The 13,731-nt window shown below is 67.1% G+C and carries 17 protein-coding genes; 14 read left to right on the top strand and 3 right to left on the bottom strand.

The window, feature by feature from the left end; genetic code table 11:
• Both ASC70_RS24580 and ASC70_RS18360 read left to right on the top strand, forming a co-directional pair.
• The coding region (locus ASC70_RS24580) for a hypothetical protein (RefSeq protein ID WP_156396251.1) at positions 1–117 on the top strand (117 nt) is incomplete at its 5' end.
• Between the two features lie 267 nt (positions 118–384).
• Positions 385–891 (top strand): cupin domain-containing protein, encoded by a 507-nt coding sequence (locus ASC70_RS18360; protein WP_056052727.1) that lies wholly within the window; start codon positions 385–387, stop codon positions 889–891.
• Positions 892–1,332: 441 nt separating this feature from the next.
• Here the strand turns inward: ASC70_RS18360 and ASC70_RS18355 are convergent, their stop codons facing one another.
• Positions 1,333–1,638, bottom strand: coding sequence for a UBP-type zinc finger domain-containing protein (locus tag ASC70_RS18355; RefSeq protein ID WP_056052724.1), 306 nt, complete (start codon positions 1,636–1,638; stop codon positions 1,333–1,335).
• A gap of 9 nt (positions 1,639–1,647) precedes the next feature.
• Entirely contained in the window at positions 1,648–3,303 is a 1,656-nt protein-coding gene (locus tag ASC70_RS18350; RefSeq protein WP_056052919.1) for an FAD-dependent oxidoreductase, read from the bottom strand.
• Between the two features lie 120 nt (positions 3,304–3,423).
• On the opposite strand from ASC70_RS18350, the gene fdhD reads away from it, so the two are divergent.
• The 3 genes from fdhD (at position 3,424) to ASC70_RS18335 (ending at position 7,524) form a co-directional block, all read left to right on the top strand.
• On the top strand, positions 3,424–4,239 hold the full coding sequence (fdhD, locus tag ASC70_RS18345) for a formate dehydrogenase accessory sulfurtransferase FdhD (RefSeq protein ID WP_082539810.1): 816 nt from the start codon (positions 3,424–3,426) through the stop codon (positions 4,237–4,239).
• Positions 4,239–6,545 (top strand): FdhF/YdeP family oxidoreductase, encoded by a 2,307-nt coding sequence (locus ASC70_RS18340; protein WP_056052722.1) that lies wholly within the window; start codon positions 4,239–4,241, stop codon positions 6,543–6,545. Before fdhD ends, ASC70_RS18340 begins: the two co-directional genes overlap by 1 nt.
• A gap of 139 nt (positions 6,546–6,684) precedes the next feature.
• Positions 6,685–7,524 (top strand): GIN domain-containing protein, encoded by an 840-nt coding sequence (locus ASC70_RS18335; RefSeq protein ID WP_056052719.1) that lies wholly within the window; start codon positions 6,685–6,687, stop codon positions 7,522–7,524.
• A 90-nt stretch (positions 7,525–7,614) separates the two neighbouring features.
• On the opposite strand, the gene ASC70_RS18330 is transcribed toward ASC70_RS18335, so the two are convergent.
• Positions 7,615–8,373, bottom strand: coding sequence for an outer membrane protein (locus ASC70_RS18330; RefSeq protein WP_056052717.1), 759 nt, complete (start codon positions 8,371–8,373; stop codon positions 7,615–7,617).
• Between the two features lie 625 nt (positions 8,374–8,998).
• Between ASC70_RS18330 and rpsJ the strand changes: the two genes are divergently transcribed.
• The 9 genes from rpsJ to rplP are packed head-to-tail and all read left to right on the top strand — an operon-like array spanning position 8,999 to position 13,729.
• The gene (gene rpsJ / locus ASC70_RS18325) at positions 8,999–9,307 is read left to right on the top strand and encodes a 30S ribosomal protein S10 (RefSeq protein WP_004616952.1); all 309 of its coding nucleotides are present in this window, start codon (positions 8,999–9,001) and stop codon (positions 9,305–9,307) included.
• Positions 9,308–9,321: 14 nt separating this feature from the next.
• Positions 9,322–10,092 (top strand): 50S ribosomal protein L3, encoded by a 771-nt coding sequence (gene rplC / locus ASC70_RS18320; RefSeq protein ID WP_047413080.1) that lies wholly within the window; start codon positions 9,322–9,324, stop codon positions 10,090–10,092.
• Positions 10,092–10,730, top strand: coding sequence for a 50S ribosomal protein L4 (rplD, locus tag ASC70_RS18315; protein WP_047413081.1), 639 nt, complete (start codon positions 10,092–10,094; stop codon positions 10,728–10,730). Before rplC ends, rplD begins: the two co-directional genes overlap by 1 nt.
• Entirely contained in the window at positions 10,730–11,026 is a 297-nt protein-coding gene (locus ASC70_RS18310; protein WP_047413083.1) for a 50S ribosomal protein L23, read from the top strand. Before rplD ends, ASC70_RS18310 begins: the two co-directional genes overlap by 1 nt.
• 3 nt (positions 11,027–11,029) lie before the next feature.
• Entirely contained in the window at positions 11,030–11,869 is an 840-nt protein-coding gene (rplB, locus tag ASC70_RS18305; RefSeq protein WP_047413086.1) for a 50S ribosomal protein L2, read from the top strand.
• Between the two features lie 3 nt (positions 11,870–11,872).
• Positions 11,873–12,151, top strand: coding sequence for a 30S ribosomal protein S19 (gene rpsS / locus ASC70_RS18300; protein ID WP_029912294.1), 279 nt, complete (start codon positions 11,873–11,875; stop codon positions 12,149–12,151).
• 3 nt (positions 12,152–12,154) lie between these two features.
• Positions 12,155–12,535, top strand: a complete 381-nt coding sequence (rplV, locus tag ASC70_RS18295; RefSeq protein ID WP_047413092.1) for a 50S ribosomal protein L22 — start codon at positions 12,155–12,157, stop codon at positions 12,533–12,535.
• A complete protein-coding gene (gene rpsC, locus ASC70_RS18290) occupies positions 12,535–13,284 on the top strand; it encodes a 30S ribosomal protein S3 (protein ID WP_047413095.1) in 750 nt (249 codons plus the stop codon). Before rplV ends, rpsC begins: the two co-directional genes overlap by 1 nt.
• Positions 13,285–13,297: 13 nt before the next feature.
• On the top strand, positions 13,298–13,729 hold the full coding sequence (rplP, locus tag ASC70_RS18285; protein ID WP_010919134.1) for a 50S ribosomal protein L16: 432 nt from the start codon (positions 13,298–13,300) through the stop codon (positions 13,727–13,729).
• Positions 13,730–13,731: the final 2 nt, after the last annotated feature.

The raw sequence follows: 13,731 nt of genomic DNA, 5'->3' as shown, positions 1-13,731 counted from the left end.
GCCGAGCTGGACGTCGAGCTGATCACCCCGATCGCCATGGAAGAGAAGCTGCGCTTCGCCATCCGTGAAGGCGGCCGCACCGTCGGCGCCGGCGTCGTCGCGAAAATCGTTGAATAACGATTTTCACGACCATGCTTAGCGGTCAGAAGCGCATGCGCTTCTGACGGGCGAAAATCGTCGAGTAATCCTCGACGATCTAGCTTCGGCTGACAATGCGAAGGCCCCGGAGGAAACTCCGGGGCCTTTTGCTTTTTGAGCCTCGTCCATCGGTGGTTTCGCTGGCACGTTGCCGCATGACTCCGCGCCGGCCTTCCCAAGTCTCGGGCGGAGGGAGCGATCATTCGCGTTTACGGTTCACGACCCAGGAGAGCTGCGGTGAAGACAATGGCTAGAGCCTTCGCGATCTGTGCGACGTTACTCCTCCTCGCCGTCGCGTCAGGCGTCGCCCCCGCTTCCGCGCAGACGAGCCCCGCTCAGGCGGCCGACCGGTCCGGTTTCGCGAGCGGCGCGGATGTCCAAGCTCAGCTACGGCAGATGCTCGCCGAGATGAAGCCCGATCAGGGGTTCATGTGGCGCCCCTTGGTCCGCGACGGCGCGACCGTGGCGGCGATCGAAATATGGAAGAAGCCGGGCCGCCCCGCCGTTCACCCCGCCGAAGCGGAATACGCAATCGTGTTGGAAGGGGCGGGCACGCTCATTTCCGGCGGCGTCATGGCCGATTCAAACGCCAAGAATGCCAGCTTGGTCGAGGGAAGTCGGATCGAGGGCGGCGCGACACGGCCGCTCGGCCCGGGCGACGTCATCCTGATCCCCGCGGGCGTACCGCACTGGTTCGGGATTACCGGCGACCGGCTGATCCTGCTGGGAATCAAATTGCCCGGCGCGAAGTGATCGGATCCGGCGGAGTTCTTGGAGGTTCTTGGAAGTTCCCCAGGCGCTCGCCGATCGCCCGCGAAAACCCTCTCTCTCAGAGAGAGGGAGGGGCCCGCCGCGAAGCGGTAGGAGGGTGAGTGGTTTCACCGCTGGCCGGGAAATCCGAGACAATGGGTTCGCTCTCCAAAACGCCGACCTCCCCGGCGAAGGCCGGGGCCCAGATCCATCCGGAGAGGCTGGGGCTGACGCGCCCTCGCACCGCGCCATCCGCGTGACGCCCCGTGGGTTCGAGCTGGGCCCCGGCTTTCGCCGGGGAGGTCGGGAGGCGGGGTGCTCTGTCCTGTGAGGGTGTAACCACTCACCCTCCCACGCTTCGCGTGGGCCCCTCCCTCTCTCTCAGAGAGAGGGATTTTGGGAGTGACTACGGGAATTGGCGGCCTGTATCCCCCGCTCCGCGCCTTAGCCTTCGACGAATCTCGGGATCGGCCCGACCTGCGCCGTCTGGTCCGGCAGCTCGACGAACTCCTCGTCGATGAAGCACCAGCCCCAGCCCTCGGGCGGGTCGTAGCCTTCGATGATCGGGTGCTTGGTGGCGCGGAAGTGGGCCGTGGCGTGCTTGGAGGGGCTGTCGTCGCAGCAGCCGACGTGGCCGCAGGTGCGGCACAGGCGCAGGTGGACCCACCAGCCGCCGGTCTTCAGGCACTCCTCGCAGCCCTTGGCGCTGGGCGTGACCAGGCGGATGGCGTCGCCGTGCATGCAGCTCATCGGAGATCCTTACGCGTCGGCCAGATAGGCGTGGATGGCGGCGACGGCCTGGGCGCCTTCGCCGACGGCGGCGGCCACCCGCTTGACCGAGCCGGCGCGGGCGTCGCCGATCGCGAACACGCCCTTGCGGCTGGTCTGCAGCAGCGGATGGCCCGGGGCCAGATCGGCCCCGGTGCGCACGAAGCCGTGGTTGTCCAGCTCGACCCGGCAGTGGGCCAGCCAGGCTGTGTTGGGCGCGGCGCCGATGAACAGGAAGAGGTGGCTGATCGCCTGGGTGGTCTCCAGCCCGCCCGGACCGCGCCAGCGCACGGCCGACAGCTGGCCGCCCTTGCCATCAGGGGCGTCGCCCTCGAGGTCGATCACCTCGCTCTTGACCACCACCTCGATGTTCGACGTGCTCTCGATCCGTTCGATCAGGTAGCGCGACATGGTCGCCGCCAGGCTCTCGCCGCGCACGATCATCCAGACCTTCTTGACCTGGCTGGCCAGATAGACCGCCGCCTGGCCCGCCGAGTTGCCGGCCCCGACGAGCGCGACCTCCTGGCCGGCGCACAGCTTGGCCTCCAGCGGCGAGGCCCAGTAGTGGACGCAGGCCCCCTCGAAGCGGTCGAGGTTCTCGACCTCCAGCCGGCGATAGCGGGCGCCGCTGGCGATCACCACGGTCTTGGCCTGGGCGCTCTCGCCGCTGGCCAGCTTCAGGCGATAGCGGTGCGAGCCTTCCTCGCAGTCCAGCGAGGCGACCTCGTCGGGGATGGCCAGCTCGGCCCCGAACTTCTGGGCCTGGCCGTAGGCGCGGCCCATCAGGGCCATGCCCGAAATCCCCGTGGGGAAGCCGAGATAGTTCTCGATCCGCGCCGAGGCCCCGGCCTGGCCGCCGAACGCGCGGGTGTCCAGCACCAGCACCGACAGGCCCTCGGACGCGGCGTAGACGGCGGTGGCCAGGCCCGCGGGCCCGGCCCCGACCACGGCCACGTCATAGAGGCGGTCCGAGTCGATCGGGCCCACCAGGCCGATGCAGCGGCCCAGCTGATAGTTGGTCGGCTGGCGCAGCAGGGTTCCGTCGGGGCACAGGACGATCGGCAGCTCGCTGTCGTCGACCTCGAAGCGCTGGATCAGCACCTTGGCGCACTCGACCGCGTCGGGATCCAGGTGCTGATAGGGATGGCCGTTGCGGGCCAGGAAGCCGGACAGGCGGATGACCTCGGAATCGGCGGCGCGGCCGACGATGATCGGGCCGCCGGCCCCGGTCTCGATCAGGCTGACCCGACGCAGGATCAGGGCGCGCATGATCCGCTCGCCCAGTTCCGCCTCGGCGACCAGCACGGCGCGCAGCCGTTCGGGGGCGATCAGCAGGGCCTCGACGTCGCTGATGGCGGTGACGTCGACCAGGGAGGGGCGGCCCGACAGCTGGGCGATCTCGCCGATGAACTGGCCGGCGGCGTGCTCGACGATCGGCTGGCTGTCGTTGTGGGCGTCGCGGCGGCTGATCGCCACCCGCCCGGCCAGAGTCACGAACAGGCCGGGCGAGGGAACGCCGGAGGTGGCCAGGGCCGCGCCGGCCTCGGCGTGGATCACCTGGCCGAAACGGCGCAGGCGGTCGATCTCGGCCGGTTCCAGCCGGGGAAACATCTGGGCGCGTCGGGTGTCGAAGGTTGTGCCTGCCATGGGTGGGAGATTGCTCCAGGAACGCGCGCCGGTCACCCGTCCAACGATGAAGGTTTTGAACTTTCCCGCCTTGGCGTCATCGGTTGTACCGCCTGGCGCCCAAGGCGTAAGCTCATGACCATGTCGCGTTCCCCCGCCACCCGTCGTCCCGCCGTGCAATGGCGCGCCGGACGCTCCCCGGAATCGCTTTCGCGGGACCTGCCGCGCGAGACCGCCGTGGGCCTGTCGTTCGATGGTCGTCCCCATACGGTGCTGATGGCCACGCCCGAGCATCTCGAAGACCTGGCCCTGGGGTTCGTGATCACCGAGGCGATCGCCACGGCCGCCGACGTGCTGGAAATCACCGCCAAGGAAGAAGAGCAGGGCGTTCTGGTCGACATCCGCCTGGCGCCCGGCGCGGTCACCCGCAAGGCTCGGCCGCGCAATCTCGAAGGCCGCTCCAGCTGCGGGCTCTGCGGTGTGCAGCGCCTGGCCGACGCGGTGCGGCCGCTGCCGGTGCTAGGCGCGGGCGTCCGGATCGCGCACGAGGCCATACCCCGCGCCCTGGCGGCGCTGGAGGAGCGGCAAGCGCTGGGCCGCTTGACCCGCGCCACCCACGCGGCCGCCTTCTTCGACGCGGACGGCGCGCTGGTCCGGGTCCGCGAGGACGTCGGCCGACACAACGCGCTCGACAAGCTGGCCGGGGCCATGGCCCGCGAGGGGATCGACGCGGCGAGGGGCTTCGTCGTCGTCACCAGCCGCTGCTCGTTCGAGATGGTCGAGAAGGCCGCGCGGATGGGCTGCCCGATCCTGGTGGCGGTCTCGGCGCCGACCGAGCTGGCCATCGCCAAGGCCGAAGAGGCCAACCTGACCCTGGTCGCCCTGGCCCGCGCCGACGGCCATGCGGTGTTCGCCGGCGGCGAGCGACTCCTGGAATCCGAAATGGAACCGGCCTGATGGCGAGCGACAAGGTCCCCAGCGCCAAGGTTCAGGGCGTCCGGCCCTATCACCAGCCCGCCGGCGGCTGGGGCGCGCTTAAGGCGGTAGCCGGCGCCCTGGCCGACCAGGAAACGGTGATCGAGGGCGGCAAGACCCTGATGCGGGCCAACCAGCCCGAGGGCTTCGACTGCCCCGGCTGCGCCTGGCCCGACCCCAAGCACACCTCGTCCTTCGAGTTCTGCGAGAACGGGGCCAAGGCCGTGGCCTGGGAGGCGACGACCAAGCGGGCCACGCCCGAGGTTTTCGCCCGGCATACGATCAGCGAGCTGCTGAGCTGGAGCGACCATCAGATCGAGGACCTGGGCCGGCTGACCGAGCCGATGGCCTACGATCCGGCCGACGATCGCTACAAGGCCATTACCTGGGACGAGGCCTTCGCGCGGACGGCGGCGGGGTTGAAGGCGCTGGACGATCCCAACCAGGCCGAATTCTACGCCTCGGGTCGGGCCAGCAACGAGGCGGCGTTCCTCTACCAGCTGATGGCGCGGCGGTTCGGGACCAACAATTTCCCCGACTGCTCGAACATGTGTCACGAGCCGACCAGCGTCGGCCTGCCGGACTCGATCGGCCTGGGCAAGGGTTCGGTGACCCTCGAGGACTTCGACCACGCCGACCTGATCCTGTGCTTCGGGCACAATCCCGGCACCAACCATCCGCGGATGATGGCCACCCTGCGCGAGGCCAGCCGGCGCGGCGCGACGATCCTGGCCTTCAATCCGCTGAAGGAGCGGGCGCTGGAGAAGTTCGCCTCGCCGCAAGATCCGGTCGAGATGGCGACCCTGACCTCGACCCCGATCGCCTCGGCCTATTACCAGCTGACCATCGGCGGCGACGCGATGTTCGTGCAGGGCATGATGAAGGCGCTGCTGGCGATGGAGGCGCGCGATGGCGGCGTGCTGGATCACGCCTTCATCGAAGAGCACACCGCCGGATTCGAAGGCCTCGCGGCGTTCGTCGAGGCGCTGGACTGGGCTGACATCGAGGCGGGCTGCGGCTTGCCGCAAGCGCGGATAGAGGAGGCGGCGGCGACCTACGCCAAGGCCAAGGCGGCGATCCTCTGCTACGGCATGGGCCTAACCCAGCACCGCGACAGCTCCGGCGCGGTGCAGCAGCTGGTCAACCTGCTGCTGCTGAAGGGCAACATCGGCCGGCCGGGGGCGGGGATCTGTCCGCTTCGCGGCCACTCCAACGTCCAGGGCGCCCGCACGGTCGGGATCGCCGAGAAGCCGTCGGCGGCGATGCTGGACTCTATAAGAGACGTGTTCGGTTTCGAGCCGCCGCGCGCCCACGGCCACACGGTGGTCGAGGCGATCGCGGCGATCGAGCGGGGCGAGGCCAAGGTCTTCGTCGGCCTGGGCGGCAATTTCGCCGTGGCCGCGCCGGACCCGGTGCGGACCTTCGCGGCCATGCGCAAGCTGGACCTGGCCGTCCACGTCGCGACCAAGCCCAACCGCACCCACCTGCTGGTCGGCAAGGCGGCGATCCTGCTGCCGTGCCTGGGTCGCACCGAGCTGGACGTGCGGGCCGGGGTGCGCCAGTCGGTGACGGTCGAGGACTCGATGTCGATGGTCCACGCCTCGCGCGGCCTCAATCCGCCGGCCTCCCAGCACCTGCTGTCCGAGCCCGCCATCGTGGCGGGGATCGCCGCGGCGGTGTTTGGCGAGGATCCGCTGATCGACTGGCCGGGCTTGGCGAACGATTACGACGCGGTTCGGGCGCTGATCGCCCGGGTCTTCCCCGGCGCGTTCGACGACTACAACGACAAGATCCGTGTCCCGGGCGGCTTCCGCCTGCCCGTCGGACCCTCCGACCGGATCTGGAAGACGGCGACGGGCAAGGCCAACTTCATCGTCCATGCGCCCAAGGCCGGCGATCCGCGCCGGGGCGATCCGGACGTGATGATCCTGACCACCCTGCGCAGCCACGACCAGTACAACACCACGATCTACGGCGACAACGACCGCTATCGCGGGGTGTTCGGCCGCCGCGACGTGATCTTCGCCAATCCGGACGACCTGGCCCGGCTGGGGCTGGAGCAGGGGGACCTGGTCGACCTGGGCGCGGCCTTCGACGAAACGGGCGAGCGCCTGGTGCGGGCCTTCACCGTGGTGGCGCGCGACATCCCACCGGGATGCCTGGCGGCCTACTATCCCGAGACCAATGTGGTGATCGCCCTGGATGACCACGACCAGCGCTCGGGCACGCCGGCCTACAAGTCGGCTCCGGTGCGGCTGCGCAAGCATCAGGCTGCGTGGCGCGCCTAACTTTTGGGAGGTCGTCGCGGTTGGCTAAGCGACCGCCGTTCCATGACTTCTGGGTCATGACCACGAATTAAGTCGAAGGTTGGGCGAACCGTCGCTAGCTTCTCCTCATCGAATTACACGCATCCGACGGGAGAAACCGATGCGCGCTCTGACCACCCTGGCCCTCGTGGCCGCCGCCGTGTCCGCCGCCAGCGCCGCCTCGGCCGCCCCCTCCGTGAAAATCAAGGACGCCGTCGCGCGCGTCGTGGTCATCCCCGAGAACCGCTCGGACGTGAAGGTCGAGTTCCTGACCACCAATCCCAGCCTGCCGCTGGAGGTGCGCCAGAACGGAGACGAGGTGATCGTCGACGGCGACCTGCGCATGAACAAGATCAACGGCTGCAATAGCCGCAACGGCAAGATCTGGGTCAAGGTCCGCGGCGTCGGTGAGGTCTCGTACGACAACTTCCCGCAGATCGCGGTGCGCGTGCCGATGGACGCCAAGGTCCAGGCCGGCGGCGCGGTGTTTGGCGACATCGGCCGCTCGGACAGCGTGAAGCTGGGCAACGCCGGCTGCGGTGATTGGACGATCGCCAACACCAAGGGCAAGCTGGAAGTGGCCCAGGCAGGCTCGGGCGACACCAAGACCGGCTCGGCCGGTGTGGCCGAGATCAGCATCGCCGGCTCGGGCGACGTCTCGACCCAGGCCGTCGCGGGCGACCTCGAGGTCAATATCGCCGGTTCGGGCGACGTCTCGGTCGCCAGCATCGCCGGCAAGCTGGACGGCAACATCGCCGGCTCGGGCAACATCACCGTCGCGGGCGGCCGCAGCCGCATGGTCGATGTCAGTGTGATGGGCTCGGGCGACGTGGCCTTCAATGGCGAGGCCGACGAGGTCGACGTCTCGGTGGCCGGCTCGGGCGACGTGCGCATCGCCAAGGTCAACGGCCCAGTCAAGAAGCACGTGGCCGGCTCGGGCGACGTGATCATCGGCCAATAGGCCGACGCGACACACTCTATATATAAGAGTGAAGGCCCCGGGATCGCTCCCGGGGCCTTCTTCATGTCGAACCGGGCGGTTCGGCGATCCTTAGCGGACGCCGAAGCCGAACAGGTCGCCGGCCGTGGCCAGGTCGGCCCCGGCGCGATCGCGGTCCTTCAGGCTGCCGCCGAACGTGTAGCGGAAGCCGACCTTCACGGCGTCCGAGTTCAGCTTGGCCAGGTCCTTCGATTCCGCGTGAGTGTACTTGGCGAAGGTCGACCAGCCGCTATTGGCGAACTTGTATTCGCCGCCGGCATTCACGTCCCACAGGTCGGCATTGACGTTGGTGTCGATGCGCGACCAGCCGGCGCCGGCGTTCAGGCGGAAGTTGTCCGATACGAAGTAGCGGGCTTCACCGCGGACCGAGTACAGGTCGGCGTCCAGGTCGTTCGACTGGCCGTAGGCGACCAGGCCCGTCAGGGTGACCTTGTCCAGGTACTTCTGAGCTTCGGCGCCGACGGCCCAGAGGGTGTCATTCGACGGACGCGACAGGGCGGTGAAGCCGCCGACGCGGACGGTATCGCCCAGCTTGGTCGTCAGGTGGACGGCGCCCGAGGCGACGGTTTCGTCCGACAGGTCGTTGTCCGAGATCGAGACGTCGCCGTTGGCGGTCACGGTCCAGGCGCCTTGCAGCGGGATGGCGACCGAACCGTCGAGGACGGCCGAGGTGCCGTCCGCGCCGCCGAGGCGGGTGTTCAGGTCGGTGTAGTTCACGGCGGCGCCGACCGAGCCGACGTTTTGCGCGAAGGCCGGGGCCGAGATGGCGGCGGCGACCAGGGCGGCGGTGGCGAAGAGCTTCGTATTCATTGGGTCTATCCCCTTACACAACACAACAGTGGCTCCTCCGGCTGGCTGGGCGGTCGTTGTTGGGGGGAGGGCCGCCCAGTCCGCCGGGGAGGGGCGGCATCTATGGAGGTTCGGGGACCTGCTCAAGACCAGCGGCGGCGCTTGGCGGGCGAATAATGCAATTTTGCGACACTTGCGCGGGCGAGGTTTTCACCTACGCGCAAGCGGGCGCACGTTCTTGCTAGTAATCTGGCCGAAAGCGTTAAAACGAGACCGGCGTTATGTTTTCATGGGCCTTGCGCGAACCGGGCAGGGCGCCTATTCAGAACCGGCCCGGCGACTCGCGTTCCTCAAGGACGAGATGAGCCGGACACAGCGCTTGACGAAACCGATTCTGGAACGTACAAGCGCGCCTCTGTTGGACCGGCTGTGAGCTCTCGGGCTCAAACGCGGTTCGCGAGACGCCCGGACATAGCGCCTTCAGCCTTCTTTCGAGTGGGTGGCGCAATATCTGGACAACCACCCCGGCGGGCGACCGCAGGGGTATTTTGTTTTGCGGACGCTGCGTACGAGCTCTCTCGGGAGTTCGAGTTGGTCTTTGAAATGGTTCGAGACGCGGGCGCAGCCCACTAGGAAACCGAGCGATATGGATCGTCAGAACATCCGCATCCGGCTCAAGGCCTTTGATCACCGCGTGTTGGATCATTCCACGCGCGAGATCGTGAACACGGCCAAGCGCACTGGTGCGACGGTACGGGGACCGATCCCCCTGCCCACGCTTATCGAGAAATTCACCGTCAACCGCTCGCCGCACGTCGACAAGAAGTCGCGCGAGCAGTTCGAGATCCGTACGCATAAGCGCGTTCTCGACATCGTTGACCCGACTCCGCAGACCGTGGACGCGCTGATGAAGCTCGACCTGTCGGCCGGCGTTGACGTCGAAATCAAGCTGTAAGGAGGGCCTCGCTTATGACTCTCCCCACCCAACGCACCGGTCTGATCGCCAAGAAGCTGGGCATGACCCGCTTCTTCGACGAAGCTGGCCAGCACGTGCCGGTCACCGTCTTGTCGCTCGACGGTTGCCAGGTCACGGCTCAACGCACCGTTGACAAGGACGGCTACACCGCCCTGCAACTGGGCGCCGGCGCCAAGAAGGCCAAGAACACCTCCAAGGGCATGCGCGGTCACTTCGCGAAGGCGGCCGTCGAGCCGAAGCGCGTCGTCGCCGAGTTCCGTGTCGAAGAGAACGCCTTGATCGAAGTCGGCGCCGAGTTCACGGCCGACCACTTCGTCCCCGGCCAGAAGGTCGACATTCAAGGCGTGACCGTCGGTAAGGGCTTCGCCGGCGCCATGAAGCGCTGGAACTTCGCTGGTCTGCGCGCCACCCACGGTGTTTCGGTCTCGCACCGTTCGCACGGCTCGACCGGCAACCGCCAGGATCCGGGCCGTACGTTCCCGGGCAAGAAGATGGCGGGTCACCTGGGTCAGGAAACCGTCACCACCTTGAACGTGACGGTCTGGAAGGTCGACGTCGAACGCGGCCTGATCCTGATCAAGGGCGCTGTCCCGGGCCACGAAGGCAGCTACGTGAAGATCCGCGACGCCGTGAAGAAGGCCGCTCCGGCCGACCTCCCGCGTCCGGGCGCTTTCCGCAAGGCTGGCCAAGCTCCGGCTGCCGCCGCTGCTGAAACCCCCGCTGAAGAGGCCCCCGCGGCTACGACCGAAGAGGGCGAAGGCTAATGAAACTCGACGTCATCAAGCTTGACGGCGCGAAGGCCGGTTCCGTGGATCTCGACGACGCCATCTTTGGCATCGACGAAATCCGTGGCGACATCCTTCAACGCGTCGTGACCTGGCAGCTGGCCAAGCGCCGCTCGGGCAACCACAAGATTCAGGTTCGTAACGAGGTCTCTCGTACGAGCAAGAAGATGTACAAGCAGAAGGGCACCGGCGGCGCTCGTCACGGTTCGCGCCGTGCGGCTCAGTTCGTCGGCGGCGCCAAGGCTCACGGCCCGGTCGTCCGCAGCCACGCCTTCGATCTTCCCAAGAAGATCCGGGCTCTGGCTCTGCGTCACGCCCTGTCGTCGAAGGCCAAGGCCGGCTCGCTGGTCGTGCTGGACAGCGTGGTTCTGACCGAAGCGAAGACGGCCGCCCTGCGCGCCACCTTCGACAAGATCGGCCTGAAGAACGCTCTGGTCATCGCCGGTCCGGAAGTGGACGCGAACTTCAAGCTCGCCGCCCGCAACATTCCGAACGTCGACGTCCTGCCGAACGCCGGCCTGAACGTCTACGACGTGCTGCGTCGCCAAACGCTCGTCCTGACCAAGGACGCGATCGTGGCGATCTCGGCTCGTTTCGCTGAGAAGGAAGCCGCCTAATGGCCGCCACCGCTCGCCACTACGACACGATCCTGTCGCCGGTGATCACCGAAAAGACGACCCTGCTCTCGGAGCAGAACAAGGTTGTCTTCAAGGTGGCCAACGACGCGACGAAGGACGAAATCGCCGCCGCCGTCGAAGAGCTGTTCAAGGTCAAGGTGACCAAGGTCAACACCATCGTGACCAAGGGCAAGACCAAGCGCTTCCGCGGCATCGTCGGACACCGTTCCGACGTCAAGAAAGCGATCGTGACGCTGGCCGAAGGCCAGTCGATCGACATCACGACGGGGCTCTAAGAGATGGCCTTGAAGCACTTTAATCCGACCAGCCCGGGCCAGCGCGGCCTGGTGCTGATCGACCGCAGCGAGCTCCACAAGGGCCGCCCGGAAAAGAAGCTGGTCGAAGGTCTGACCAAGTCGGGCGGTCGCGGCGGCAATGGCCGTATCGCGGTCCGTTTCCGCGGCGGCGGCGCCAAGCGCCTGTACCGTCTGGTCGACTTCAAGCGTCGTAAGCAAGGCACGGCCACGGTCGTTCGCCTCGAGTACGATCCGAACCGCACCGCGTTCATCGCCCTGATCAAGTATCAGAGCGACGGCGAGCTGGCCTACATCCTGGCCCCGCAACGCCTGAAGGCCGGTGACGAAGTCGTCACCGCCGAGAAGGTCGACGTGAAGCCGGGCAACGCCTCGCCGCTGCGCACGCTGCCGATCGGTACGATCATCCACAATATCGAGCTGAAGCCCGCCAAGGGTGGTCAGATCGCCCGTTCGGCTGGCGCCTACGCCCAGCTGGTCGGCCGTGACGCCGGCTACGCCCAGATCCGCCTGAACTCGGGCGAACTGCGCATGGTGCTCGATACGTGCATGGCCACCGTCGGCGCCGTTTCGAACCCCGACCACATGAACCAGAACCTCGGCAAAGCCGGTCGTTCTCGTCACATGGGCCGTCGCCCGCACGTCCGCGGTGTCGCCATGAACCCGGTCGACCACCCCCACGGTGGTGGTGAAGGTCGCACCTCGGGCGGCCGCCATCCGGTGACCCCGGCTGGTAAGCCGACCAAGGGCGCCAAGACCCGCGTCAACAAGGCCACGGACAAGTTCATCATCCGTTCGCGCCACAAAGCGAAGAAGGGCCGCTAAGCCATGACCCGCTCCGTCTGGAAAGGCCCGTTTGTCGACGGGTACCTCCTGAAGAAGGCCGACGCCGCATTGTCGTCGGGCCGCAAGGACGTCATCAAGACCTGGTCGCGTCGCTCGACGATCATGCCGCAATTCGTCGGCCTGACCTTCGGCGTCCACAACGGCCAGAAGCACGTCCCCGTCTCCGTGTCGGAAGACATGGTCGGCATGAAGTTCGGCGAGTTCGCTCCGACCCGTAACTTCCCCGGCCACGCCGCCGACAAGAAGGCGAAGAGGAAGTAGGCCATGAGCCAAGCTAAACAACCTCGCCGCCTGCCGGCCAACGAAGCGATGTGCAAGGTTCGCACCTTGCGCACCAGCGCTCGCAAGCTGAACCTGGTCGCTCAGTCCATCCGTGGCCTGAACGTCCAGCGCGCTCTCAACGAGCTCGAATTCAGCCACAAGCGTATCGCCCAGGACGTCCGCAAGGCGCTGTACTCGGCCATCTCCAACGCCGAGAACAACCACAACCTCGACATCGACTCCCTGGTCGTCGCCGAGGCCTATGTGGGCAAGAACCTGATCATGAAGCGTTTCTCGCCCCGCGCTCGCGGTCGCGCGACGCGCGTTGAGAAGCCGTTCTCCGAGATCACGATCGTGGTCCGCGAACTGGGTGAGGCCGCCTAATGGGTCAGAAAGTCAATCCGGTCGGGCTGCGGCTCGGCGTCAACCGCACCTGGGACAGCCGTTGGTTCGCCGACGGTCCCCAGTACGGCAAGCTGCTGCACCAGGACCTCGCGGTCCGGACCGCCCTGAAGAAGCGCCTGTACCAAGCTGGTGTCTCGCGCATCATCATCGAGCGTCCGCACAAGAAGTGCCGCGTGACGATCTATGCCGCCCGTCCGGGCGTCATCATCGGCAAGAAGGGCGCTGACATCGACAAGCTCCGCAAGGATCTGTCGATCATGACCGAGGGCGAAGTCCACCTGAACATCGTCGAGATCCGCAAGCCGGAAACCGACGCTCAACTGGTGGCCGAGTCGATCGCTCAGCAGCTGGAACGCCGTATCGCCTTCCGTCGCGCCATGAAGCGTTCGATCCAGTCGGCCGTGCGCCTCGGCGCCAAGGGCATCCGGATCAACGTCTCGGGTCGCCTCGGCGGCGCTGAAATCGCTCGGATGGAGTGGTATCGCGAAGGTCGCGTGCCGCTGCACACCCTGCGCGCCGACATCGACTTCGGTTTCGCCGAAGCCAAGACCACCTACGGCATCATCGGCGTGAAGACCTGGATCTTCAAAGGCGAAGTGCTGGAGCATGATCCGATGGCGCTGGACAAGCGTCTGGCCACCGAGTCCGGCCCGGCCGGCGAAGGTGGCGGACGTGAGCGCGGCGATCGTCCCGACCGGGGCGACCGCGGCCGTCGCGATCGCGGGTAAGGATTAGATCGCCATGCTGTCTCCTAAGAAGACTAAATTCCGCAAGCAGTTCAAGGGCCGCATCCACGGCACTTCGAAGGGCGGCACCCTGCTGAACTTCGGTTCGTACGGCCTGAAGGCCGTCGAGCCGGAGCGCATCACGGCCCGTCAAATCGAAGCCGCCCGTCGCGCCATTACCCGCCAGATGAAGCGTCAAGGCCGCGTCTGGATCCGTATCTTCCCGGACGTGCCGGTCACCGGCAAGCCGGCGGAAGTCCGGATGGGTAAGGGTAAAGGCGCCGTGGATTACTGGGCCGCCCGCGTGGCTCCGGGCCGCATCATGTTCGAAATCGACGGCGTGCCGGACGATATCGCGCGTGAAGCGCTCCGCCTGGGCGCCGCCAAGCTGCCGATCCGCACCCGTGTTGTCACCCGCATCGATGCGGGTGTGGCCCAGGAGGCCTGAGG

Origin of the sequence: Caulobacter sp. Root343, assembly GCF_001425745.1 — a bacterium.
Taxonomy (GTDB): Bacteria; Pseudomonadota; Alphaproteobacteria; order Caulobacterales; family Caulobacteraceae; genus Caulobacter.
Note: the sequence above shows the minus strand (reverse complement) of the source record. Positions and strands in the feature narration are given on the sequence as shown.

Excerpts from the sequence above, each read along its gene's own strand:
- rpsS (WP_029912294.1), top strand. The coding sequence starts at position 11,873 with ATGACCCGCTCCGTCTGGAAAGGCCCGTTTGTCGACGGGTACCTCCTG.
- rplC (WP_047413080.1), top strand. The coding sequence starts at position 9,322 with ATGACTCTCCCCACCCAACGCACCGGTCTGATCGCCAAGAAGCTGGGC.
- rplV (WP_047413092.1), top strand. The coding sequence starts at position 12,155 with ATGAGCCAAGCTAAACAACCTCGCCGCCTGCCGGCCAACGAAGCGATG.
- rplP (WP_010919134.1), top strand. The coding sequence starts at position 13,298 with ATGCTGTCTCCTAAGAAGACTAAATTCCGCAAGCAGTTCAAGGGCCGC.
- ASC70_RS18310 (WP_047413083.1), top strand. The coding sequence starts at position 10,730 with ATGGCCGCCACCGCTCGCCACTACGACACGATCCTGTCGCCGGTGATC.
- rplB (WP_047413086.1), top strand. The coding sequence starts at position 11,030 with ATGGCCTTGAAGCACTTTAATCCGACCAGCCCGGGCCAGCGCGGCCTG.
- ASC70_RS18355 (WP_056052724.1), bottom strand. The coding sequence starts at position 1,638 with ATGAGCTGCATGCACGGCGACGCCATCCGCCTGGTCACGCCCAGCGCC.
- ASC70_RS18340 (WP_056052722.1), top strand. The coding sequence starts at position 4,239 with ATGGCGAGCGACAAGGTCCCCAGCGCCAAGGTTCAGGGCGTCCGGCCC.
- fdhD (WP_082539810.1), top strand. The coding sequence starts at position 3,424 with ATGTCGCGTTCCCCCGCCACCCGTCGTCCCGCCGTGCAATGGCGCGCC.
- ASC70_RS18360 (WP_056052727.1), top strand. The coding sequence starts at position 385 with ATGGCTAGAGCCTTCGCGATCTGTGCGACGTTACTCCTCCTCGCCGTC.
- rplD (WP_047413081.1), top strand. The coding sequence starts at position 10,092 with ATGAAACTCGACGTCATCAAGCTTGACGGCGCGAAGGCCGGTTCCGTG.
- ASC70_RS18330 (WP_056052717.1), bottom strand. The coding sequence starts at position 8,373 with ATGAATACGAAGCTCTTCGCCACCGCCGCCCTGGTCGCCGCCGCCATC.
- ASC70_RS18335 (WP_056052719.1), top strand. The coding sequence starts at position 6,685 with ATGCGCGCTCTGACCACCCTGGCCCTCGTGGCCGCCGCCGTGTCCGCC.
- rpsC (WP_047413095.1), top strand. The coding sequence starts at position 12,535 with ATGGGTCAGAAAGTCAATCCGGTCGGGCTGCGGCTCGGCGTCAACCGC.
- ASC70_RS18350 (WP_056052919.1), bottom strand. The coding sequence starts at position 3,303 with ATGGCAGGCACAACCTTCGACACCCGACGCGCCCAGATGTTTCCCCGG.
- rpsJ (WP_004616952.1), top strand. The coding sequence starts at position 8,999 with ATGGATCGTCAGAACATCCGCATCCGGCTCAAGGCCTTTGATCACCGC.